Source organism: Actinophytocola sp. (genome assembly GCF_050699935.1).
Lineage (GTDB): Bacteria > Actinomycetota > Actinomycetes > Mycobacteriales > Pseudonocardiaceae > Actinophytocola.
The window spans coordinates 1-22,701 of record NZ_JBOHGB010000075.1; the positions used below are offsets into that span (position 1 = coordinate 1).

Annotated in this window: 15 protein-coding genes and 1 pseudogene; 1 reads left to right on the forward strand and 15 read right to left on the reverse strand. The window is 71.6% G+C overall.

All coding sequences use genetic code 11. The features are described 5' to 3' along the window. From ACRDTB_RS22715 to ACRDTB_RS22740, 6 genes are all read right to left on the reverse strand, one after another. Positions 1 to 3,007 (reverse strand): amino acid adenylation domain-containing protein (locus tag ACRDTB_RS22715; protein WP_431433325.1); only part of this gene is annotated, 3,007 nt, incomplete at its 3' end. Positions 3,008 to 3,077: 70 nt separating this feature from the next. Further along, the gene (locus ACRDTB_RS22720) at positions 3,078 to 4,727 is read right to left on the reverse strand and encodes a beta-ketoacyl synthase N-terminal-like domain-containing protein (RefSeq protein WP_431433327.1); all 1,650 of its coding nucleotides are present in this window, start codon (positions 4,725 to 4,727) and stop codon (positions 3,078 to 3,080) included. Next, positions 4,720 to 7,584 carry an amino acid adenylation domain-containing protein gene (locus tag ACRDTB_RS22725; protein ID WP_431433328.1) on the reverse strand — a complete coding sequence of 955 codons (2,865 nt, stop codon included), beginning with the start codon at positions 7,582 to 7,584 and terminating at the stop codon, positions 4,720 to 4,722. The genes ACRDTB_RS22720 and ACRDTB_RS22725 overlap by 8 nt, the downstream gene beginning before the upstream one ends. Before the next feature lies 1 nt (position 7,585). Next, the gene (locus ACRDTB_RS22730; protein WP_431433330.1) at positions 7,586 to 8,914 is read right to left on the reverse strand and encodes a DUF6002 family protein; all 1,329 of its coding nucleotides are present in this window, start codon (positions 8,912 to 8,914) and stop codon (positions 7,586 to 7,588) included. A 30-nt stretch (positions 8,915 to 8,944) separates the two neighbouring features. Beyond that, positions 8,945 to 9,859: a hypothetical protein gene (locus tag ACRDTB_RS22735; RefSeq protein WP_431433331.1), complete on the reverse strand. Its 915-nt coding sequence runs from the start codon at positions 9,857 to 9,859 to the stop codon at positions 8,945 to 8,947. Between the two features lie 183 nt (positions 9,860 to 10,042). Then, positions 10,043 to 10,180 carry a hypothetical protein gene (locus ACRDTB_RS22740; RefSeq protein ID WP_431433332.1) on the reverse strand — a complete coding sequence of 46 codons (138 nt, stop codon included), beginning with the start codon at positions 10,178 to 10,180 and terminating at the stop codon, positions 10,043 to 10,045. Between the two features lie 502 nt (positions 10,181 to 10,682). Here ACRDTB_RS22740 and ACRDTB_RS22745 point away from each other — a divergent pair. After that, positions 10,683 to 11,024: pseudogene (locus ACRDTB_RS22745) on the forward strand (hypothetical protein); the annotation flags it as partial. 326 nt (positions 11,025 to 11,350) lie between these two features. On the opposite strand, the gene ACRDTB_RS22750 reads toward ACRDTB_RS22745, so the two are convergent. The 9 genes from ACRDTB_RS22750 to ACRDTB_RS22790 form a co-directional block, all read right to left on the reverse strand. Beyond that, positions 11,351 to 11,905, reverse strand: coding sequence for a GNAT family N-acetyltransferase (locus tag ACRDTB_RS22750; RefSeq protein ID WP_431433333.1), 555 nt, complete (start codon positions 11,903 to 11,905; stop codon positions 11,351 to 11,353). 211 nt (positions 11,906 to 12,116) lie between these two features. Next, positions 12,117 to 13,223 carry a flavodoxin-dependent (E)-4-hydroxy-3-methylbut-2-enyl-diphosphate synthase gene (gene ispG, locus ACRDTB_RS22755; protein ID WP_431433358.1) on the reverse strand — a complete coding sequence of 369 codons (1,107 nt, stop codon included), beginning with the start codon at positions 13,221 to 13,223 and terminating at the stop codon, positions 12,117 to 12,119. A 17-nt stretch (positions 13,224 to 13,240) separates the two neighbouring features. Then, positions 13,241 to 15,064 (reverse strand): 1-deoxy-D-xylulose-5-phosphate synthase, encoded by a 1,824-nt coding sequence (locus ACRDTB_RS22760; RefSeq protein ID WP_431433335.1) that lies wholly within the window; start codon positions 15,062 to 15,064, stop codon positions 13,241 to 13,243. Beyond that, complete coding sequence (gene ispH / locus ACRDTB_RS22765) at positions 15,061 to 16,290, reverse strand: 4-hydroxy-3-methylbut-2-enyl diphosphate reductase (protein ID WP_431433337.1); 1,230 nt, start codon at positions 16,288 to 16,290, stop codon at positions 15,061 to 15,063. Before ispH ends, ACRDTB_RS22760 begins: the two co-directional genes overlap by 4 nt. A 145-nt stretch (positions 16,291 to 16,435) precedes the next feature. Then, positions 16,436 to 17,470 carry a family 2 encapsulin nanocompartment cargo protein polyprenyl transferase gene (locus ACRDTB_RS22770; RefSeq protein WP_431433339.1) on the reverse strand — a complete coding sequence of 345 codons (1,035 nt, stop codon included), beginning with the start codon at positions 17,468 to 17,470 and terminating at the stop codon, positions 16,436 to 16,438. Between the two features lie 165 nt (positions 17,471 to 17,635). Continuing rightward, positions 17,636 to 18,475 carry a geranyl diphosphate 2-C-methyltransferase gene (locus ACRDTB_RS22775; protein WP_431433341.1) on the reverse strand — a complete coding sequence of 280 codons (840 nt, stop codon included), beginning with the start codon at positions 18,473 to 18,475 and terminating at the stop codon, positions 17,636 to 17,638. Continuing rightward, positions 18,472 to 19,620: a family 2 encapsulin nanocompartment cargo protein terpene cyclase gene (locus tag ACRDTB_RS22780; RefSeq protein WP_431433343.1), complete on the reverse strand. Its 1,149-nt coding sequence runs from the start codon at positions 19,618 to 19,620 to the stop codon at positions 18,472 to 18,474. The genes ACRDTB_RS22775 and ACRDTB_RS22780 overlap by 4 nt, the downstream gene beginning before the upstream one ends. 36 nt (positions 19,621 to 19,656) lie before the next feature. Next, complete coding sequence (locus tag ACRDTB_RS22785; RefSeq protein WP_431433345.1) at positions 19,657 to 21,045, reverse strand: family 2B encapsulin nanocompartment shell protein; 1,389 nt, start codon at positions 21,043 to 21,045, stop codon at positions 19,657 to 19,659. 5 nt (positions 21,046 to 21,050) lie between these two features. Continuing rightward, positions 21,051 to 22,472, reverse strand: coding sequence for a family 2B encapsulin nanocompartment shell protein (locus tag ACRDTB_RS22790; RefSeq protein ID WP_431433347.1), 1,422 nt, complete (start codon positions 22,470 to 22,472; stop codon positions 21,051 to 21,053). Between the last annotated feature and the right edge of the window lie 229 nt (positions 22,473 to 22,701).

Consider the following 22,701-nt stretch of genomic DNA (forward strand, 5'->3'; position numbering starts at 1 on the left):
GCGGTGTGGCGGTGACGCCGTCGGCGAGGCGGCGCATCGGCGCGGTCCGCACCGGGCGGCTGGGCTCGCGGACCAGTTCCGCGATCAGCTCGGCGTAGGCGGCGAGCAGCGCCTTGATCCGCGCGGCGTCGAACAGGTCCGGGTTGTAGAGCACGTCCACCGCGAACTCGGCGCCCCGGCGCACCACGTACACCGTCAGGTCGAACGGCGAGCCGGGCAGCCTGGGCCGGATCGGTTCGGTCGACAGCCCGGCCAGCTCCAGCCGCGGCTCGGGGAAGTTGTAGACGTTGAACAGAACCTGGACGAGCGGGGCACGGCTCGGGTCGCGCTCCGCCGCGAGCGTGTCGACGATCCGCTCGAGCGGCGTGGCCGGGTGAGCCAGTGCGTCGAGCACGACGTCCCGGCACGCACGCACCGCCTCGGCGAAGCCGGCGTCCGGGTCGGGGCGCAGGCGCAGCGGCACGATCTCGACGAAGAAGCCGACCAGGTCGTGGAAGGCGAGGTGGCGCCGGTCCGCCGCGGGCGTCCCGATCACGAGATCACGACGGCCGGTGAGCCTGCGCAACAGCTCGCCGAACGCGGCGAGCAGCACCGTCGACGGCGTCGTGGCCAGGTGGCCGGCCAGCTCGGTCACCGACCCGGTGACCACGCTGTCCACAGTGGAGTGTGCGGTGCTTCCGGTGTAGGTCTGCACCCGGGGGCGCGGGCGGTCGCGAGGCAGCTCCAGCACCGTCGGCGCGTCCTCCAGGTGCCGGGTCCACCAGCGCAGGTCCTGTTCGGCGCGGCCGCGGTCGCGCTCCGCCCGCCAGGTGACGTAGTCGGCGAACGTCGAGGAGAGCGCGGTGAGCTCGCCGCGCCCGGCGTAGGCGCGGGCGAGGTCGGTGTAGAAGGGGGCCTGGGACCAGCCGTCGAAGACGATGTGGTGCACGGTGATCGCCAGGACGTGGTCGTCGGTGCCGACCCGGATGAGCCTGGCGCGCCACAACGGCCCGCGGGCGAGGTCGATCTTCGCGGCGGCTTCGGCGTCGAGCGCGGCGTGCAGGGCCGCTTCGCGCTCGACCGGCGGCAGCGCGGCGAGGTCGGTGACCGGCAGCGGGACCTCGCCGGGCGGGTCGACGACCGCCTCGGGCAGCCCGTCGGCCTCGACGATGCGCCACCGGAGCACGTCGTGCCTGCGCGCGACCGCGGTCAGCGCGAACCGGAGGGCGGGCACGTCGAGCGGCCCGCGTAGCCGTTCCGACAGTGCGACGTGGTACGCCGTGGACTCCGGCGCGAGCTGGTCGAGAAACCATAATCGGCGCTGCGGCGCGGACAGGGCCGGTGTGCTGCCGGTGGGCAACTCGGTCTCCAGCCGCGGCGCCAGCGCGGCGCGTTCCGCGACGCGACGCAGCGTACGTCCGTCGAACACGTCCTCGATGGTGACCTCGCGCCCCAGCTCTGCCCGCAGCGCGGCGACCAGCCGCATCGCGGCGATGGAATGGCCACCGGAGGCGAAGAAGTCGTCGTCCGGTCGTGCCGTCGTCACGCCGAGCGCGACGCACCACGCCGTGGTGATCCGGTCGGTGGCCTGCCCGTTGAGTTCGGCGGGCGCGGCCAGCTCCCGCAGCCGGGCGAGGTCGACCTTTCCCGTGGCGCTCAACGGAAAGGTGGCCAGCCGCACGACCCTGGGCACCATGAACGACGGCAGCCGCTGCGCGCACCAGCCCCGGATCTCCGTGTCGTCGGTGCCATCGGCGACCACGAAGGCGACGAGCTCGGGCCCGTCCGGACCGGGCACCGCGTCGACCACCGCGTGGCGTACGCCGGGATGGGCGAGCAGGACGGTCTCGACCTCGCCCGGTTCGGTGCGCTGTCCGCGCAGCTTCACCTGCCGATCGGTGCGGCCGACGTAGGTGAGCGTGCCGTCCGGGTCCCGCACGACCAGGTCACCGGTGCGGTAGACCCGAGCACCGGGCGGTCCCACCGGGTCCGGGATGAACCGGTCCGCGGTCCGCACCGGGTCGCCGAGGTACCCCCGGGCGAGGCCGGGCCCGCCGATGAGCAGCTCGCCGGGAACCCCGTCGGGGACCGGGCGGAGATCGGCGTCCACCACGTGCAGCCGGTGACCGGCGATGGGCCGGCCGAGCGGCAGTGGGCGGTCCCAGTGGCCCGTCGCCTCGAACAGGCACACGATGACCGTGGTCTCGGTCGGCCCGTAGCCGTTGAAGAAGCGCCGGGGCGTGCCACCGGTCCAGCGCGCGACCTGCTCCGGCCATGGCGGCTCGCCCCCGACGATCACGCACCGCCACGCTGGCAGCCGTTCGGGGTCGAGCAGGGGCAGCAGCGCGGGTGTCACGAAGCCCCACGTGACCTCGTGCCGCTCGACGAAGCGCTGCAGGCGTGCCGGGTCGGTGCGGTCGGCCTCGGTCAGCAGCTCGATCTCGCCGCCGAGGGACAGCGGTACGAACATGTCGAGCACCGACGCGTCGAAACCGAGCGCGGCGAACCCGAACGAGCGGCAGCCGGCGGCCATGCCGTCGGCGCCGGTCGCCGCCGCGAAGGCCGTGACCCAGCTGACGACGCTGCGGTGGGACACCACGACGCCCTTGGGCCGGCCGGTCGAACCGGACGTGTACATCACGTATGCGGCGTCGTCGGGCCCCCCGGGTCCCGCGTGCACCTCGCCCGCCGGGTCGGTGGTCGTGATCATCGCCTCCGTCACGACCACCGTCGCGCCCGCGTCACGCAGCACCGCCTCTCGCCGCCGGACCGGCGCATCGGGATCGAGCGGCACGTACGCACCGCCGGACATCAGGACGCCGAGCACCGCGACCACGAGCTCGGGAGTGCGGCGCACGCACACGCCGACGGTCGACTCGGGCCCGACTCCCCTGCCGCGCAACGTGTTCGCCAGCCGGGCGGCACCACCGGCCAGCTCGGCATAGGTCAGCGTCCGGTCCCACTGCCGTACCGCGACCGCGTCCGGAGTGCGGGCGGCCTGGTCGAGCACCAGCCCGGGCAGGTTCATCACAGCCCCCAATCACGAGCCCAAGCCCGCCCATGTCTACACGCCGGCCGGGCTTGCGTCGAGACGTACCTCATGGGTCGATCCAGTGGCGGCGACGCTGGAAAGGGTAGGTGGGCAAGGGAATGCGGCGGCCGCTCGCCGGCCGTGGCGACTCGAGCGAGGGCGAGCCGGGCGACCACGCGGCGAGGGCCGCGACGGCGCCGGGAACGTCGTCGGCGACCACCGCGGTCCGGTGCTCGAGCTCCCGCCTGCCGACGGTCAGCGTGTGGCCGACGTCGGCGAGCCGCAGGTCCGGGTGGCGCTCCAGGTGGTCACGCATCGCCTCGACCAACGCGGCCAGCGCGTCGGGGGTGGCGGCACTCAGCGGCAGCACGACCGGCCCCGTGCTCGGGGGCGGCGTGCCGGAGGCGGGTGGCTGCTCCACGATCACGTGGGCGTTGGTGCCGCCCTGACCGAACGAGCTGACCCCCGCGCGCCGCACACCGGCGATCGGCCAGTCCTCGGTCGCGGTGTTCACCCGAAACGGCCCGGCGTCCAGGTCGAGCTCGGGGTTGGGTCGGCGGAAATGGAGGCTCGCCGGCACCCGGCCGGTCCGGACGGCGCCCGCCGCCTTGAGGAGCCCGAGCACACCCGCCGCCGCATCGGCGTTGCCCAGGCTGGTCTTGACCGAGCCGAGCAGGCACGACCCGGCCGCGCGCCCCGCGCCGAGCACGCGGGTGAGCGCCTCGACCTCGACCGCGTCGCCGAGCGGCGTTCCGCTGCCGTGCGCCTCGACGTAGCCGATCGTGCCGGGCTCGATCTCCGCGACGGCAAGGGCTTCCGCGACCACCGCCGTCTGGCCCGCCAGCCCCGGCGCCGCGTATCTCGCGCGGGCGCCACCGTCGTTGTTCACCGCCCAGCCGCGGATCACCGCCTCGACGTGGTCGCCGTCGGCGAGCGCGTCGGCCAGCCGGCGCAGCACGACGACGCCAACGCCGCTCGCCGGTGCCGAGCCGCGCGCCGCGACGTCGAACGCGCGGCACCGCCCGTCCGGCGAGCGCATTCCGTCCTCAGTGGACAGATAGCCGGCCGGAGTCGGCGAGGCGACCGCGACACCGCCGGCCAGAGCGATGTCGCACCGGTAGTCGAGCAGGCTCTGCGCGGCCATGCACACCGCCACCAGCGACGACGAGCAGGTCGTCTGCACGGCCACGCTCGGGCCGGTCAGCCCGAGCTTGTGGGACACCCGCGCGGGCAGGTGGTCGGGGGCGAAACCGGGCAGCAGCCGCGCCTCCGGGTCCAGCTTCCCGTCCCGGGGCCACGCGGCGGGATTGTTCAGCAGGTGGAACAGGAAGTACCGGTTGTGCGCGGCGCCGGCGAACACGCCGACGTCACCGCCGGGCGCGTGTCCGGCGCGTTCGAGCGCGGTCCACGCCTGCTCGAGGAACAGGCGGTGCTGCGGGTCCATCAGCGCGGCCTCGTCCGCGTCGTAGCCGAAGAACCCGGCGTCGAAGCGGTCGATGCCGTCCACGTGCCCCGCCGCGCGCACGTAGCGCGGGTCGGCCAGCAGCTCCTCGTCGACACCGGCCGCCCGGAGCTCGGCGCCGGTGTAGGTCCGGACGGCGTCCACGCCGGCGATCAGGTTGTGCCAGAACGCGTCGACGTCGTTCGCGCCGGGCGCCCGGCACGCCGAGCCGACGATCGCTATGCCGTCCTCGGTTTCATGGCCCGTGTCACTCATCGGCACCTCGCCTGGTCCGTGCCTTCCTGCGCCGCGCCGCCCGGTCGCGCATCGCGTCCAGCGGCGCCGCCGCTTTCGTACCGCCGTCCGCGAACCCGGCCAGCGCGGCGACCGTCGGGTGCTCGAGCATCGCGGTCAGCGGGATGCGGGAGCCGAGCCGCGCGGCCAGGCGCTCCTGCGCCTGCGCGAGTTGCAGGGAACTCCCGCCCATCTCGAAGAAGTCGTCCTCGCGGCCGACCGCCGCCACCCCGAGCACCTGGCACCAGACGTCGGCGATGGCCGACTCGACCGGCCCCTCCGGCGTCGACGACCGGACCCGAACCGGGCCGGGCGCCGGCAGCGCGCGCACGTCGACCTTGCCGGTCGGGGTGAGTGGTAGCGCCGCCAGGACGACGACCGTGCGCGGCACCATGAAGTGTGGGAGCGCCTCGGCCAGCCGGGACCGGAGCGCGGCCGGGTCGGCCCCCTCGCTCTCGACATAGGCGACGAGTTCGGTGCCCTTCGCCGTTTCCCTCGCTGCGGCAACCGCTTGGCCGACGGCCGGCTCGGCGTGCAGGACGGCCTCGATCTCCCCCAGCTCCACGCGGTACCCGCGGATCTTGATCTGCCGGTCGCCCCGGCCGAGGTATGCCAGGGTTCCGTCGGGAAGGCGTCGGCCGAGATCACCGGTCAGGTACGTGCGCGTCGCGGCGCCGTCGGTGCGAGTGTCGGCGCGGAACTTGCGCTCGTTCAGGTCGGGATCCCGCCAGTACCCCACCGCGACGTACCGGCTCCGGATGCCGATCTCCCCGTACAGCGCGGCCGGCCGTCCGTCCGGCGCGAGCAGGACGATCTCGATCCCGTCCAGTGGGTGCCCGATCGGGACCACGCCCGCCCGCGCGGTCGTCGAAGTCACAGGGGTCACAGGGGTAGCGGAGGTCGCGGAGGCGAGTGGCAGGTGGTACTGCGCGGCGAAGCTGACCTCGGTGGTGCCGTAGCCGTTGACGAGGACGGCGCCGGCCGGCAGGTGTGCCCTGGAACGTTCGACGTCCTCCCAGGTCACGGGTTCGCCGCCGAGCAGGACCGCACGGACGCGGCCCAGCGTCTCGCCGTCCGCGAGGCCACCGAGCAGATGCCGGTAGACCGTGGGGGTCGAGTGGTAGACGCTGACGCCCAGTGCGTTCAGGGTCGCGGCCATCCCGGTGAGACCACCGCCCCGGAGGTCGAGCGGGACCACCGCGGCGCCGTTGAGCAGTGCGGAGAACAGGTCCGTCACGGCCATGTCGAAGCTGAACGACGACAGCAGGCTCAGCCGGTCGCGGGGCGCGACGCGCAGGTTGTTCGTGTGGTTGCGGACCTGGAACAGCACGTTCCGGTGCGTCTGGACGACGCCCTTGGGCAGTCCGGTCGAGCCGGACGTGTAGAGGATGTACGCCGGGCCGTCCGCCGTCGCCGCGTTCGCCGGCGGGGCCCCGGGCCGCAGGTCGCCGAGATCCACCACGTGTGGTGCCGGACCGGCGGCGGACAGGTCGTCGAGCAGGGCGCGGTGGGCGCCGGTGGTGACGGCGGCGCACGCCTCGGCGTGACCGAGCATGTAGCCGAGGCGCTCGACCGGGTAGGACGGGTCTAGCGGCACGTAGGCCGCGCCGGTCCACAGCACCCCGAAGATCGCCGCGATCGTCTCGACACCGTGGTCGAGCAGGAGTGCGACACGAGCCCCTTGCCTGGCGCCGGCTTCGTGCAGCGCCGCCGCGATCGCGCCGGCCCGCGTCGCGAGCTCGCGGTACGTCACGCTCCCGCCCGCGGACAGCACCGCCGGCCGGTCGCCGTGCCGGTCGGCCTGGCGGAGGAACCGGTCGATGATCGAGCCGTCCAGGTCGGCGAGCTCGAACGGGGTGAAGTCGGGGTCCGTCGCGTGCGCCTGGGCGGGATCGGGCATACCGCACGTCTCTGGCGCCGGCCGCGGCAGCAGCCGGGAGACCGGGCCGGCGGTTGCCATTCCGCCGATCACCGTGGCGAGGTCATCCGCCAGCCCGGCCTGGAACTCGCCCGGGAACAGGGCGGGGTCGGCCACGATCGAGACGCTGGGCCGTTCGCGGTCGAGGGCGGCGACGATCGTCAACGGCGCCGGCAGCGCTCGCTCGACGTTGGCGACGGGCTGGACCCGGACGTCGCCGGCGGTGACGACGGGACCGGTCTGCCCCAGCGCGAAGTCGACCGCCGCCTCGCCGAACCCGGGCAGGAGCAGCGTGTCGATCGTGACCGCGACCTGGAACGGCGGCGTGGTCGCACCCGACCTGCGCATCAGCTCGTCGAGCGGCAATGCCCGGTGTTCCAGCGCCGCACGGAGCGACCGCGCGGTCCGCGCCATCAGCTCCGCCACCGACAGGTCGCCACCCAGGTCTTCCCGCAGCACCACCGTGTTCGCGGGGGCGACCGGCAGTCCCAACAGGACGTCGGTCACGCCCCAGTACCGGCGCAGCAGCACCTCGATCGCGGCGAGCAGCGTGACGGTGTCCGGGGTGTCGGCGAGCGGTACGGCGACGGCCGGTCCGGCGGCCGCGGCGTCGCGCGGACCGGAAGCCAGCTCGAGCACGCCGAGCGGTCCCGCGAGCCGTTCCCGCCAGTAGGCCCAGGCGTCCTCGGCCGAACCCGGGACGGCGTCGGTCGGCGCGGGATTCGGCTCCGTGCCACGGAACTGGGCGAGTAGGTCGTCCAGCAGCACCGCGAACGCCCGGTGGTCGGCGGCTTCGACGTGCAGCAGGTGCCGTCCGGGCCCGCACCGGGAGAGCCGAGCCCTGCCGCCGAGGTGGCCGAGGAAGGCCGCCGGGTCCAGCGGTCCGTCGATACGCAGTGTCCGCGCGGACAAGCCGCTCATGTCAGTCGGCCACGATCGCGGCGGCGATGTCGTCCACGGTCGCGACCGGAACGACGGCGTCGGCGCCGATCGGCTCGTAGTCGGTGGCCGCGTAGAAACCCGAACCGTGCACGACCACGTCGCGGTCCGCCGGAACGAGCCCACGGTCGATCGCGTTCAGCACGCCCGTCAGCGCCATGACGAGCGACCACTCCCGCACCAGGCGCGGGTCGGCGGGCAGGTGCACCCCGGCCGGCTCGAGCCACGCCCGCAGCCTCGCGTACCGGGTCAGGCACTCGTGCAGGGACACCACGATCCCGTCGCCGCCGCACCGCTCGATCAGCCCGTTCATCTCCGGTGAGGTCGCCGGCTCACGGGTGTAGAAGGTCTGGTCGAGGATCTCCGCCGGATCATGGGCGGCCTCCGGGAAGTGCGCGTCGCGGTCCTGCCGGTGCAGGCCGGTGGCGGGGTCGAGCACGTAGGCCGGCACCCGCGCGCGGTCGAAGTCGCCGTGCCGCAGGCTGAGCACCATGTCGGGGGTGCCGAGGTGCTGCACCAGGAGATAGCCCGGGCGGGGCACGTCGCCGAGGACGTCCAGGCCGGTGGCGTAGCCGAGCAGACCGAACGCGCTGGACACGGCGTGCGCGTGCCAGCGGGGTGTGTTCGCGGGCGCGACCTCGTGCTCGAAGAACGCGCGGGCGGCGTCGGCGAACCGGTAGTTGTGCAGCTCCAGGGTGAACCAGGTGCGGGTGCCGACCTCGGCCAGCTTGGCGGCGTGGCGATCGACGAACGCCCGTCCCAGCGTCTTGACGTGTTCGGCCCGCGGCCCGTCGTAGGTGAGCACCGGGTTGCGGCGGCACAGGTCCGGGTCCGTGCTGAGCCTGCTGGCGCGGAACTTCCCCAACGCTGTTCTCGGTGCCAGCGTCACGACGCGGAGCTGGTCGGGGGTGACCAGCTCGGTCTCGATGGCGCGGGCCAGCGCGTCGCGCAGCGCGACGCCCTTGTTCGCCGACGTCGGCGAGAAGATCAGCAGCTGCTCGCCGGTTCGGCGAACGTAGTCCACGGCCCTCGCCACGATCAGCAGTGAGGCGATCGTCTTGGTGGTGTTGGTCGCCGGGTTCGCGGTGAGGTCGAGCATGCTGAGCCGGTGCCCTCGGTGCTCACCCAGTTCGCGCCAGGTCGCGTCGGCCACGTCGTAGAAGCGGCGGACGGGGTCGTCGAGCTCGGGTAAGGCGAACCCCGGCGAGAACCTTGCGGGTGTCGAGTCCGGCTCGGGATCGCCGACGCACCGCGCGATCGCGGCGGGCAGGCGGTCGTAGTAGTCGGCGATGAGGTTGCGGGTGTCGGACATCGTGAGATCCTCCCGGGGTGTGTTGGACGCTCATGACGTCCTCAGCCGATCACGGAGCTCGACGATCCGGTCGAGCACCGACGTGACCTCGGCGACCGGGAATCCGGCCGCGAGATCGGGAAGATGTGGTTCGAGAGCCTGCGCCGCGCGCGGTGCGAACTCCACCCGGTCGCCGTCGATCCGCCCACCGTCGGCGAGCGCGGCGCGCTGGTTCCATGCCACGGCCGCCCCTTCGTCCAGCCCGTCCGGAAGGTCGAGCTCGAGCGCGCCGTCCCGTAGCAGGACCGGGTACCCGCCCGGGAGACCGAGCGGACCGGGCAGGTTGGCCCGGAGATCGCCGCCGGTCAGCAGGTGCTGGACCAGCAGCGCGGTCGTGTAGCCGGTGACGTGGTTCAGCTCCGACCTCGGCGTGGCACGCTGCCGCGCCAGCAACGCGGTCACGTCGTCGACGGCTTTCCCGTCGAGCCACACCCGCGCCTCGTCGTCCGGCCCGGCGGGCGCATGGAGGTGCACGTGGTGGGCCAGCATTCGCAAGTCTCGCAACGGCTCCAGGTCGAGCGCGGCCCGCACCGACGCGGCGAGCACGGCCACGTTGCCCGCCCCGCACAGGACCGGCAGGCCGAGCGCGGCGAGCAGCGGGTTGACCAGGTCAGGGAAACAGGCGTTGACGACCAGCGGTGCCGGATCGAGCTCGGCGGCCGCGCGGGCCACCGTCATCGCGGGCTGCGCCTGGAGCGGCAGCGTGATCGCGAAACCGGCCCGCCGCACCAGTTTCATCCATTCCGACGGCCGCTCCCACGGCGAATGGTGCGACACACAGTTGAGCACGACGGCCGGTGCGAGCTCGGCGAGTCCACGCCGCACGTCGTCGACGGAGGTCAGCTCGATCTGGCGCGCGTCGACCGTCACCGAGGTGTCGGCAAGTCGCGCTCGCGTACCGGCCACGTAGGCGACCTCGGCCGCTTTCCCTGCCGAACGGGCGAAAACCGTGACAGCCGAAGGAACTCGGCCGACCGCGAGGGAGTAGCAAACGGAACGAGCCAGCGCCCCACTGCCAACCACGGCGATCGCGCTGGCCCCCATTCCACCGGAGTGTAGGAGCCGCGCAGGTCGGCAACAAGCGTCGTGCTATGCCTCGAGCAGGTGCTCGCTCAGCTCCCAGAGTCGCTGCGCCGACTTCGGGTCGACGGAGTGTGGCACGACGTCGGACGACGGAAGGATGTCGTGGCGGGCCCTGGCCCCCTGTTGCGGTGTCTTCTTTCTCACGCTCGGGGTCGATGATCGGCCGGCCGGACTCGTCGACCAGGCCCATGGCCAGGGTCATGGGCCACACCTGGTCCCCGGGCGCCGAGCTTCCAGGTTCGTGCTGACGACGACGCCCGGGTGCACGGCGTGGCCGCGGACTCCCTCCTCGGCCCAACTCGACGGCGAACAGGACGGGCATCTCGAGCCAGTGGGGCCGCCATGATCCCGGCGTTGTTGATCAGGATGTGGACCGGACGGCCGGAGTCGAGGTACTGGGTGACGAAGGCGTCGATCGACTCCGCGCGCATGAGGTCCAGCCGCCCGATCTCGACGCGCTCGATCCCGGCCACCGCGGCCGCGGCGCGGTCCGGGTCGCGCGAGCCCACGGTGACGACGCGCCTGCCTTACCGAGCGCACGGGTCGTCTCCAGGGCGAGCCCGACGTGGCCGCCGGTGACCACGACGTTCGTGCCGGACAGGTCGATGCACTGGTCGGTCCGAATTTGTTGCGCGATGGTACGAGCATGTTCGGTGATCACCTGTCCGAGGTGTTCGATCTCGTCGAGGTCCGCGGCCTGGTTCGGGCGGCTTGGCGATGCGGGCCCCTGAGTGGCACACGCCGCCATCGAGGACCCGCTGAAGTTCTTCGCGGTGGTCAACGGCCAGGCCCGGCTGACCACCGACGGCGTAGCCGGGGAGATCGAGCTGACGACGTCGTCGTCGGCATCGCGGTCGACCTCAACCCGGCCCTGCAGGCGCTTCCGCCGGTCGGCCACGTCCGGACGGCGGCCGCCGCGGCGACCAACCTGCGCGCCAGTCTCGACCGGCTGTTCGGCGAGGTGACCGGGAACCGGATGGGCTCGGCGTTCGCGATCCGGCAGTACGGCCAGCTCCTGCTGCCCGAGGTGCTGCGCGTCTACGTCGACCAGGGCCGAGCCGCCCCCGGGATGGCTACGGGTGCTGACCGACGAACGGTTGCGTCCGGCGCTGCGCCTCATGCGTGCCGAACCCGGAAAGCCTTGGGGCTTGGCGGAACTGGCGCGCGCCGCGGCGATGTCGCGGACCTCGTTCGCCGAACGCTTCCGGACCGTGGCGGGCCAGCCGCCACTGACCTACCTCAACCGCTGACGGATGCTGCTGGCGCAGCGCGCTCTTCGTGACGGCGATGTCCGCTTCAGGTCGGCCCGAGTGGTCAGTACAACGGGTACTCCATCGCCACGCCGTCGAGCACGACGCCGTCCGGCAGTGACACGTCGGTGCGCCGTACCTCGCGGAACCCGAACGACCGATAGAGCGGCTCGCCCGGCAGCGTGGCCATGAGAACGAGCGAGCGGAACCCCTCGGCGCGTGCCGCCATCGAGCAGCGGTCGAGGATCGCGCGGCCCAGGCCGCGGCGGGTCCAGTCGCCGCGCACGAACATCGCCCGCACGCGCGCGGGCTCGGTCGCCGGGTCGAGCATGCGGTCGTCGGTAGCCTCGGCGCCCGAGCCCGTGTAGAGCTTGTCCCGTTTGCTCCAGCCACCACATGCGACGATCTCCCCGGCCGCCTCGTGCACGAAGTAGGTGCCGTCGTCGATCAGCACCGTGTCGGGCTCGGTGAGGTACCGCGCGGCGGAGGCGGTCTCCCGTTCGCCGTGGAAGAGCGGGAACAGCTCGAGCACCGACCGCCGCATGAGCGCGGCGATCGCCGGCACGTCGGAGCGCACGGCCGCGTGCAGGACCGGCCCGCTCCCATCGGTGGGTGACACGTCCGCACCATACGCCGGCCCAAGCGCGCCGGCTTCGACCAGACTCCCGTGTGCCGTAAGGAGATCAGGCCGCCTAATTCTGTGGTGAAGAACGCGATCCGATCGCGCCGCGTGGCGCCGGGACAGCTGGTGGCTCTGCCGGCCAAGGCTCACCAGACCTATGCGGGGAACCTCTACACCCTTCGCGTCGGAGAACCCACCACCCCGTAGGTCAGTCTGGTGGCTCGGAACCGCCGTCCGTTTCCGTCGTGAGGTGAATCGCCTCCTCGACGAGCGCGTCGACGATCTGATGTTCGGGGACGGTTCTGACCACCTTGCCCCGGACGAAGACCTGGCCTTTGCCGTTGCCGCAGGAGACGCCGAGGTCGGCTTCCCTGGCTTCGCCGGGACCGTTGACCACGCAGCCCATCACCGCGACCCGCAACGGGTGTGGGAACCCGTCGAAGGCGGCTTCGACCTTGCTCGCGAGGGTGTGCACGTCGATCTGCGCGCGGCCGCAGGAGGGGCAGGAGACGATCTCCAGCTGGCGTGGGCGCAGGCCCAGCGACGCCAGGATCTGCGCGCCTATTTTGGCCTCCTCCACCGGAGGAGCGGACAGGGAGACCCGGATCGTGTCGCCGATCCCTTCGCTGAGCAGGACGCCGAAGGCGACGGCGGACTTGACGGTGCCCTGGGGCGGTGGACCGGCCTCGGTGACGCCCAGGTGCAGCGGGTAGTCGCAGCGCCGCGCCAGCAGCCGGTAGGCGGCGATGGTCACGATCGGGTCGTGGTGCTTGACGGAGATCTTGAGGTCGCGGAATCCGTGCTCCTCGAACAGCGAGCACTCCCACAGCGCCGACTCGACCAGTGCCTCCGGCGTGGCGTGGCCGTACTTGGCCAGCAGGCGGTTGTCCAGTGAGCCGGCGTTGACGCCGATGCGGATCGGGGTGCCCGCCGCGTGCGCGGCGTGCGCGATCTCGGCGATCTTGTCGTCGAACTTCTTGATGTTTCCGGGGTTGACCCGGACCGCGGCGCACCCGGCGTCGATGGCGGCGAAGACGTACCGGGGTTGGAAGTGGATGTCCGCGATGACGGGGATCTGTGCCTTGCGGGCGATCGCGGGCAGGGCGTCGGCGTCGTCGCGCGACGGGACCGCGACGCGGACGAGGTCGCAGCCGGCCGCGGTGAGCTCGGCGATCTGCCGCAGCGTGGCGTCGATGTCACGGGTGGGGGTGGTGGTCATGGACTGCACCGAGATCGGCGCGTTCCCGCCGACGGACACCTGGCCGACCATCAGGTGACGACTTGGGCGTCGCGCGGCGAGCGGCTGGGTGGGCATGCCGAGATCGACGGCCGTCACGACCTCACCGCCAGTTCGAGTCGCTTGAGGACGGTGGCGGCGATGCCGGTGGCGTCGAGACCGTGCGCGCGCAGCAACTGGTCACGGGAGCCGTGCGGCAGGAACCGGGCGGGCAGGGCGAAGGTCGCCACGCGGGTGGTCGAACCGGTCGCGGCGAGAGCCTGTGCCATCCGCGCACCGAGAGCGCCCGTAGTCGTGGTGTCCTCCACGGCCAGGACCAGCCGGTGCGCCGCGGCCAGCGTGAGCAGGTCCGGGTCCAGCGGCGCGAGCCAGCGCGGGTCCGCCACGGTGACCGCCACGCCGTGGGTGGCGAGTTCGTCCGCCGCCGCCAGGCACGGGACGGCCAGCGGACCGACCGCGACGAGCAGGACGTCAGCCCCGGCCGCCGAGCGCAGCACGTCGCACCGCCCGATCCGGCGCACCGCGGGGATGTCCGGTCCCGCGGTGGCCTTCGGGTACCGGAGCACCGAGGGCCCTTCGGTGATGTCGACGGCCTCGCGCAGCAGTTCCCGCAGTCGCGCCGGATCGCGTGGCGCCGCCAGCCGCAGCCCCGGTACCACCGGCAACACGGAGGCGTCCCACATGCCGTGGTGGCTGGGGCCGTCCGGGCCGGTGATCCCGGCGCGGTCCAGCACGAACGTCACCGGCAGCCGGTGCAGCGCGACGTCCATGAGCACCTGGTCGAACGCGCGGGAGAGGAAGGTGGAGTAGATCGCCACGACCGGGTGCAACCCTCCCATGGCCAGGCCCGCGGCGGACGTCACGGCGTGCTGTTCGGCGATCCCGACGTCGAACACCCGGTCGGGAAAGCGCGCCGCGAACTCGCCGAGTCCGGTCGGGAGCAGCATCGCCGCGGTCAGGCACACGACGTCCGGGCGCTGTGCGCCGAGCACGGCGATCTCGTCGGCGAACACGGACGTCCAGCTCGCCGACGAGGTCGCGGCGGACACGGGGCGTCCGGTGGCGGGATCGACGACACCGATCGCGTGCAGGCGATCGGCGTCGTCCTGCTCGGCGGGCTGATATCCCTTGCCCTTGACCGTCACGATGTGCACCACGACCGGCCGGTGCAGCGCCGCCGCCCGGCGGAACGCGACTTCCAGCTCCGCGATGTCGTGCCCGTCGACGGGCCCAAGGTAGGCCAGGCCGAGATCGGCGAACAGGTTCCGCCCGAACCCGGCGCGCGACCGGTCGTTCCGCGATCGCCGGAGTTCGGCGAGATGAGCCGCGACGCCGCCGGTGGTGGGTGCGTACGAGCGGCCGTTGTCGTTCAGCACGATGATCACCGGTCGTGCCGGGGCCGCGGCGATGTTGTTGAGCGCCTCCCAGCACATGCCACCCGTCAGCGCGCCGTCCCCGACAATCGCCACCACGCGCCGGTCGTGCTCGCCGCGCAGTGCGAAGGCCTTCGCCAGACCGTCCGCATAGGACACCGCGGTGGAGGCGTGGGAGTTCTCGACGACGTCGTGCGCGGACTCGGTGCGCGACGGGTAGCCGGCCAGGCCGTCGACCTGGCGCAGCGTGTCGAAGTCGGCGCCGCGGGCGGTGAGGATCTTGTGCACGTAGGCCTGGTGGCCGGTGTCGAACAGCAGCACGTCGCGCGGTGAGTCGAAGACCCGGTGCGCGGCGATGGTCAGCTCCACCACGCCGAGGTTGGGGCCGAGGTGTCCGCCGGCGCGGCAGACCTTGTCGACCAGGAACCCGCGGACCTCGTCGGCGAGCTCGGGCAGTGCGGCAGCGGGAAGTGCGCGCAGCGCCGCGGGATCCGGGACGTGCTCCAGCCGTGCGGTGGTCGGTGCGGTCGTCGGTGCGGTCGTCATGATCGCCTCACGGTGGTAGGCAAGGTGAAGTGCACGGTCTCGCGGCCGATCTCGTGTTCGGTGGCGGTGACCGGACCCAACCCGCCGAGCGCGGCGATGACCGCCTCGACCAGGTGCGACGGTGCCGAGGCACCCGCGGTCAGCGCGATCACGCCCACGTCCACCAGCCACTCGGGCCGGAGGTCACCGACGTCGTCGATCAGAGCAGCGGTGGTGCCGCGCCGGTGGGCGAGTTCGACCAGCCGCCGCGAGTTGGACGAGTTGGCGGAGCCGACCACCAGCACCAGGTCCGCCTCATCGGCGATGGCTTTCAGCGCGTTCTGCCTGTTGGTGGTGGCGTAGCAGATGTCGTCGGAGGCGGGTCCGCGCAGTCCGGGGAAGCGGGTGCGCAACGCCTCGACCACCTCGGTGGTCTCGTCCATCGCGAGCGTGGTCTGGGTCAGGTAGGCCACCCGTGCCGGGTCCTCGACGACCAGGTCGTGCACGTCGTCGACCGTCTCCACCAGGACCGTCCGCTCGGGCGCTTCCCCGAGCGTGCCCTCGATCTCCTCGTGCCCGGCGTGCCCGATCAGCACGACCGTGTCACCCCGGCGGGCGTGCCTGCGTGCCTCGGCGTGCACCTTGGCGACCAGCGGACACGTGGCGTCGACCACCCGCATGCCCCTGCGTTCGGCGTCCGCCCGCACGGCCGGGGACACACCGTGGGCCGAGAACACCACCGTCGCACCGTCCGGAACGGTGTCGAGCTCGTCGACGAACACCGCGCCGGCGGCCTCCAGGTCGGCGACCACGTGGGCGTTGTGCACGATCTGCTTGCGCACGTAGATCGGACCACGCCGCTGGTCCAGTAGGAGCCGCACGATCTCGATCGCGCGCTCGACGCCGGCGCAGAACGATCGCGGCGAGGCCAGCAGTACCTTCCTCGGCCTGGCGACGGCCAGCCACGTGGCCAGCGTGGTGGCGGCGACCGCCTGACCGGCCGGGTCGTCGGCCGGCGCCGACAACCCCAGCCCGACCTGGCCACCCGTGCCGGGAAGCACGGAGGCGAAGCTCACCGGATGATCAGGGTCGTCGAACACCCGCAGCGGGCCCCCGACCGAGGTGACACCGCGCCGGCGCAGATCACCGAGAACGGACTCCGCCGCGGGACACCGGATCGGAGGCTGGCCGTGCCGCAGCAGACGGTCGGCCACGAGCACCGAACCCGGCGAGAGGAATGTGGTCATCTGCGCACCTCAACCGTTTGTGAAGATTGCTTGCCACGCGCGGAACACGTCGGGCCGCACACTGAACTCGCCGCGGAACGGGTCGTCCATCGGGGCGATCAGCATCGCGAACATGTCCACCTCCCGTCGGCTACTCGGTGATCGCTCAGTGATCGCGGTGTGTGGCCAGCCGGGCCAGCGCGAACAGCTCGTCGGCGGCTCTCGAACGGGGCCGAGCGGCGCGCAGGTGGTCCAGTGCGCTGGCGAGCAGCAGGTCGACCTGGCGCCGGCTCCACGCGGCCCCGCCCGCGTGGTCGATCAGGTCCGCGGCGTGCCGCGCGTCCGCGTCGGACAGCGGCTCGTCGCCCAGGTAGAGCGCGGCCAGCTCACGTCCCGCGGTGGTGTCGGACGTCATCGCGGCCACCACCGGCAGTGACTTCTTGCGGCGGCGCAGATCCGCGTGGACCGGCTTGCCGGTGACGGCCGGGTCTCCCCAGATGCCGAGCAGATCGTCGACGTGCTGGAACGCGAGGCCGAGGTCCCCACCGAACGCACGCAGGTGCTCGACCTGTTCCGGGCGGCCGCCCCCGAACACGGCGCCGATCGCGCAGGCACACGCCATCAGCGCGCCGGTCTTCGCCGCGGCCATGCGGACGCAGTCGGACACGTCGACGTGCCCCCGGCCCTCGAACTCGAGGTCGGCCAGTTGGCCGTCCACAATGGCCTGTGTCGCGGCGTTGACCATTCGCACCCCGCGCACGGCCGCCGGGCGCCCGGCGTCGGCGAGCACGCCGAACGCCAGCGCGACCAGGGCATCCCCGGCCTGGATCGCGGGGTTGACCCCGAAGACGTGCCACGCGGTCGGCCGGTGCCGCCGGGTCGGGTCGCGGTCCATCACGTCGTCGTGCACCAGCGAGTGGTTGTGCACCAGCTCGATCGCCGTGGCGGCGGGCAGCGCATCCGCCACACCGCCACCGACGGCCTCGGCCGCCAGGAGGGTGAGGGCGGGCCGGATGGCCTTGCCCCCGTTGCCGCGCGCCGTCCGTCCTTCTTCGTCCCACCAGCCGAAGTGGTAGCCGGCGATGTGCCGCGAGGCTGCCGGGAGGGTGTCGACGGCCGCGCGCAACGCGGGATCGATCGCCTCCCGGCTCCACGCCAGCACTTCCCGCGCCGTCCGAGGAGCCGTGATCACCTCGGTCATGACTGGGCCGCCTCCCCGGAATTCAATGTGCTGGTCCCGTTGAAGGACGGAAAGTTCTGCCCGGTCACGTACTTGTGGCTGGCTTGCGTCAAGGTCCCCTGAGGTGCGGTTGCGAAGACCTCGACCTGATTCGATCTTGAGGTTGACACAAGGGGTGTCATGACGTCAGATCCGGTCGGCGGCGATGAGCAGGTAGTGGAAGCTGCCCTCGCGGTAGGCGGTGAGGAACGACTTCTCGATGCCGGTCGCCACCGAGGACTTCTCGCGCAGCTCCCAGTACGGGATGGTCTGCGCGGTCAGGTCGACCACGTTGATCGGCACGAAGTCGTTGGCCGCGAGCGCCCTGAAATACTCACTGCGGGCGTGGACGCTGCAGGTGTAGCGCTCGTCGATCTGGCTCACCGCCTTGGACCGGCCGCCCGTCACGTCGTTGTAGCAACCGGTGACGCACACATACCGGCCGCCGCGCTCGAGGAGTCGCGAGAACTCACGGAAGAGCTCGAACAGGTCCACGTACATGGTCGTCTCGTTGGTCCAGATGCCGCGGATGGACTCCGTGTCGAACCCGGTGTCGAGCATGTTGCGGAAGTGGAACCGCACCCGGTCGGACACTCCTCGCCGTGCGGCCTGCTCGTTGGCGAACGCCACCTGCTTCTCCGAGATCGTCACACCGTCCACCCGGCAACCGAACCGCCGGTTCGCCATGATGCTGGTGCCTCCCCTACCGGAGCCGCCGTCCAGCAGGCGGTCCTCCGGCGCGACAGGCCGCAGGTGGTCGAGGAGGATGTCCGCCTGCGCGGTCTCCAACCGGTGCAGCTCGGCGATGACCCGCTCCTCGGGGCCGGCCAGCACGGACTCGTCGTACTCACCGATTCCGTAGTGGTGGTGGTAGAGACCGTCGACCTCGCCGAGCCGGATGTTGACCGGGTCCTGCTCGTTGTTCCAGTACGCGGCAATGGATTCCTGGTAGGCGGTGCGCAGGACACGGGGTGCGGCAGTCGTCATCGTGCGGTCTCCTTCTCGTGGTAGCGGCCGGTGGTGCTGTGCCATTCGCGGTTGCCGCCCAGCCACGCCCACAGGTCGACGAGGAATCGCCGCAGTTCCGGCGACCCCACCTGGCTAAGCGCGGCGGCCTCCGCGACGAACGTGTGCATGAGCTCGTTGTGGATCTCCACCGTGCGGTCGAGTGCTTCGCGCGGTGAGCACTGCTCCTCGGTGGCGATGACCTTGGGCAGGTCGAAGTCGTCGTCGGACTCCTTGGAGTTCGAGTAGACGTCGTTGAGGATCACGCTCGCGCTGCCCGCCAGCGAGAAGACCCGGCGAACCCGCGAGTCGGCGAACTCCGCCGCGGGCAACTCGTAACCCGGGACCACGTCGACGATCGCCATGGGCGGCAGGAAGCTGTTCTGGTGCCGGTGGGTCAGGTACTCCCACACCGGCGGAACACGTTTGGTCACACGCCAGTTCGCCTCGTGGTTGTAGGCCATGAACATGATCGTCAGCTGGTCGCGTTGCCGGAAGAGCTGCGTCGGCGTGGCGTAGCGGGCCAGGTGCCCGAACGCCGAGCGGTACGCGACCGCGACGGGCTCGTCGTCGATCGCCTTGTCGAGCGCGGGCCCGTAGTCGACCGGGAGGTCGGCCGGGTCCATCGCCGCGTGGGTGAGCCCGAGCCGGAAGCCCAGCTGTTCGGGATCGGCCCCCATCGACTCCTCGTCGACGAAGTGGTCGTCGGTGGCCCACTCCGCCAGGACGCACTTCGCCGCCGCCAACAACCGGTCCGGGTCGTCGGTGCCGGGATGCGTGAGCATCATCAGGCGCCCGAAGTCGGCCTCACGCAGCCGGTCGACCTGGCCGCGGTAGATGCCCACCTCCTCGGCCCACTCGATCAGGTCGCCGTTGACCTGTTCGCCGAGCACCCGGTCGTCGCGCAGCGCACCGGGGCAGAACAGGCCGTGCTCCGGTGCGTCCTCCACCGGCTCCGCGCGGAGCAGTCGCAGGTGGGAGGTGCCGAGACCGGTCGGACCGCCCAGGACGGGCTGGCGTGCTCGACGGGCGACGTCCGGCAGGGATGCCGCCGGCGCTCCGTCCATGTCGGACAGCAGGGCGGTGGCGGCTCCCGCCAGGTCGTGTGTCGCCGCAGGCGCCAACACGCGTGACAGTACGGACACGTTGTTCTCCCCGGAGTTTCAACGATCGATCTCGACGTGGCCGAGCACGCCGAGCGCGTCGGGCACCAACACCGCCACCGAGTGGTAGGCACTGACCAAATAGGACACGACACCCTTTTCGTCGACTGACATGAAACGCACGTTCAGGCCGGGCTCGTGCTCGTCGGGCAACCGGCCAGGACGCAGGCCGACGACACCGCTGTTCTCCGCGCCGACCCGCAGCGCGAGGATCGACGTGGTGCCGGTGGTGATCGGCACCTTGTCGCAGGGCAGCAGCGGTACCCCGCGCCACGACCCCAGCTCACTGTCGTCGCCGGCGACACCGCCCGAGACACTGCCCGGATCCACTCCCCTGCGGCTGCACTCCCGGCCGAACGCCGCGATCGCGCGGGGATGGGCGAGGAAGAACCGCGTCTTGCGGCGGCGGCTGAGCAGGTTGTCGAGGTCGTCGGGGGTGGGCGGCCCGGAGCGGGTGTGGATGCGCTGGGACCGGTCGACGTTGTGCAGCAGCCCGAACTCCGGGTTGTTGACGAGTTCGTGCTCCTGGCGTTCCCGCAACGCCTCGACGGTCAGCCGGAGCTGCTGCTCGACCTGGTTCATCGGCTCGTTGTAGAGGTCGGCGACCCTGGTGTGGACGCGCAGCACGGCCTGGGCCACGCTCAGCTCGTACTCGCGCGGGGACAGCTCGTAGTCCGCGAACGTGCCCGACAGCTCGGGCTCACCGGCGTGGCCCGACGCCACGGCGATGTCCGCCTCTCCCTTCTTGTTCCGCGGCGTCCTCGCCCGGCTCTGGTTTCGCTCGAGGTGTGCGCGCAGCGTCTCCGACGACGCCAGCAGTTCCTCGGCCGCCGGCCGCGACAGCGTCAGCACCGTGACGGGGGTGAGCGCCCTGACGGTGTACTCCGCCGTGCGGTGCTCGCCGGTGAGCACCTGCTGGTCGAAGAAGTCGCCGTCGGACAGCACGTCGACCACGGCCGGATCCCCGTAAGCCGCGGTGCGCAGCCGGTTCACCTTGCCGTGAGCCAGGAGGAACACGCGGTCGGCGGGCTGGCCGGCCCCCACCAGCACGTCACCCTGCGCGTACTCCCGCTGTTCGAACCGGTCCGCCAGCGTGCTCAGCACGTCCTCGTCGGCGAGCCCGGACAGCGGCGGCAGCCCGGTCAGCATCGAAGGCACTGCCCGGTACCGCGTGCCGATGGCGGTGAAGCCAACCTGCCCGCCACCGGCGACGCGGACCCGCCTGCGGTTGACCCGGTAGACACCGCCCGTCGTCTCGACCCACGGCAACGCGCGCAGCAGCCACCGCGGCGAGACCGCCCGCATCTGCGGCTCGGACTTGGTCGTCGTCGCCAGCGCGCGGGCGGCGCTCGTGCCGAGGCTCAGGCGCGACTCGGTGGCGGCCGTCATTCCGGTCAGTCTTCCCGTCCGATTTCGACGTTCTCGAGCATCGCGAGGGCGTCGGGAGTAAGGACGGCGGCTGAATAGTAGGCGCTGACGAGATAGGAAATGACGGCCCTTTCGTTGATACCCATGAACCGCACGGACAATCCGGGCTGATATTCGTCGGGCAGGCCGGTCTGATGCAGACCGACAACACCCTGGTCGTCCATGCCGGCGCGCAGCAGGAGGATTGAACTCGTGTTCTTGTCGCCGACCTGAATCTTGTTGCACGGAAGAATGGGCACGCCGCGCCACGCGGGCACCTTGTGCCCGTTGATGTCGATCGGATCCGGGTAGAGTCCGCGGCGGTTCCACTCCCGTCCGACGGCGGCGATCGTGCGCGGATGGGCCAGGAAGCACGTGGGCTTCTTCCACACCAGCGACAGCAGCTCGTCGAGGTCGTCCGGTGTCGGCGGACCGTTCCGGGTGTGGATGCGCTGCTTGAGGTCGGCGTTGTGCAGCAGCCCGACCTCGCGGTTGTTCACGAGCTCGTGCTCCTGCCGCTCGCGCAGCGCCTCGATGGTCAACCGCAGCTGCTGCTCGACCTGGTCCATCGGCTCGTTGTAGAGGTCGGCGACCCTGGTGTGGACACGCAGCACGGTCTGCGCCACGCTGAGCTCGTACTCGCGGGGCGAGAGCTCGTAGTCGACGAACGTGCCCGGCAACGCGGGCTCGCCATCGTGTCCCGAGGCGACGTCGATGGTGGCCTCGCCGTGCTCGTTGCGCGCCGACATCAGACCTGCCTGGAAGCGCTCGAGCTGCGCGCGCAGCGCCTCGGACTGGGCGAGCACGTCGTCGAACGCCTGCTGCGGCAACACCATCACCGAGCACTTCGTCGCCGCCTTGACGGTGAACTCCCAGATGCTGCTTGGGTCCGCGAGCGTCTCGTCACCGAAGTGATCGCCGTCGGCCAGCACACCGAGCACCGTCTGATCGCCGAACTCACCGGTGCCGGTCTTGTTCAACTTGCCGTGCGCGACCAGGACCGCCTGGTCCGAGACATGGCCGAACTCGACGACGACGTCGCCCGGTTCGTACTCCCGCTGCTCGAACCGGTCAGCCAGGGCGCGGAGGACCTCTTGGTCGTCGAATCCGCGAAACAGCGGCAGCTCGCACAGTTCGGGAGGGACGACCCGGATCACGGATCCGGTGTTGACGAACGTCACCCGCCCGTCGCCCACCTCGTAGTTGAGCCTCCGGTTGACCCGGAACACACCACCTTTGGTCTCGACCCACGGCAGGATGCGCAGCAGCCACCGCGACGAGATCGCCTGCATCTGCGGCACGGACTTGGTCGTCGTGGCCAAGTTGCGCGCGGCCGCGGTCGCCAGACTCGTGCCGGCCTGGTCGCCGTTCGTGTTGAAATCCGACTCCACGGGCTCAGTCAGAGTCACAGCGCACACCTACCATTCTTGTGTCGGACAGAGGATTCCGTGAACTGAATTGAACGGCGTCGAGAATGGCAAATCAGCGACGCCGCGGGGCAACTGTCTTCGACGCTAGCGCGGTTATTTGGTGATGTACAGGCGAAGAACCAGGGCTGCCCTGGTTGCGTGAAATCAGGGGACACGATTCAGCGAGCCGGCAGGATTCAACTGGGACAGGACGTCAATACCGCCAGTC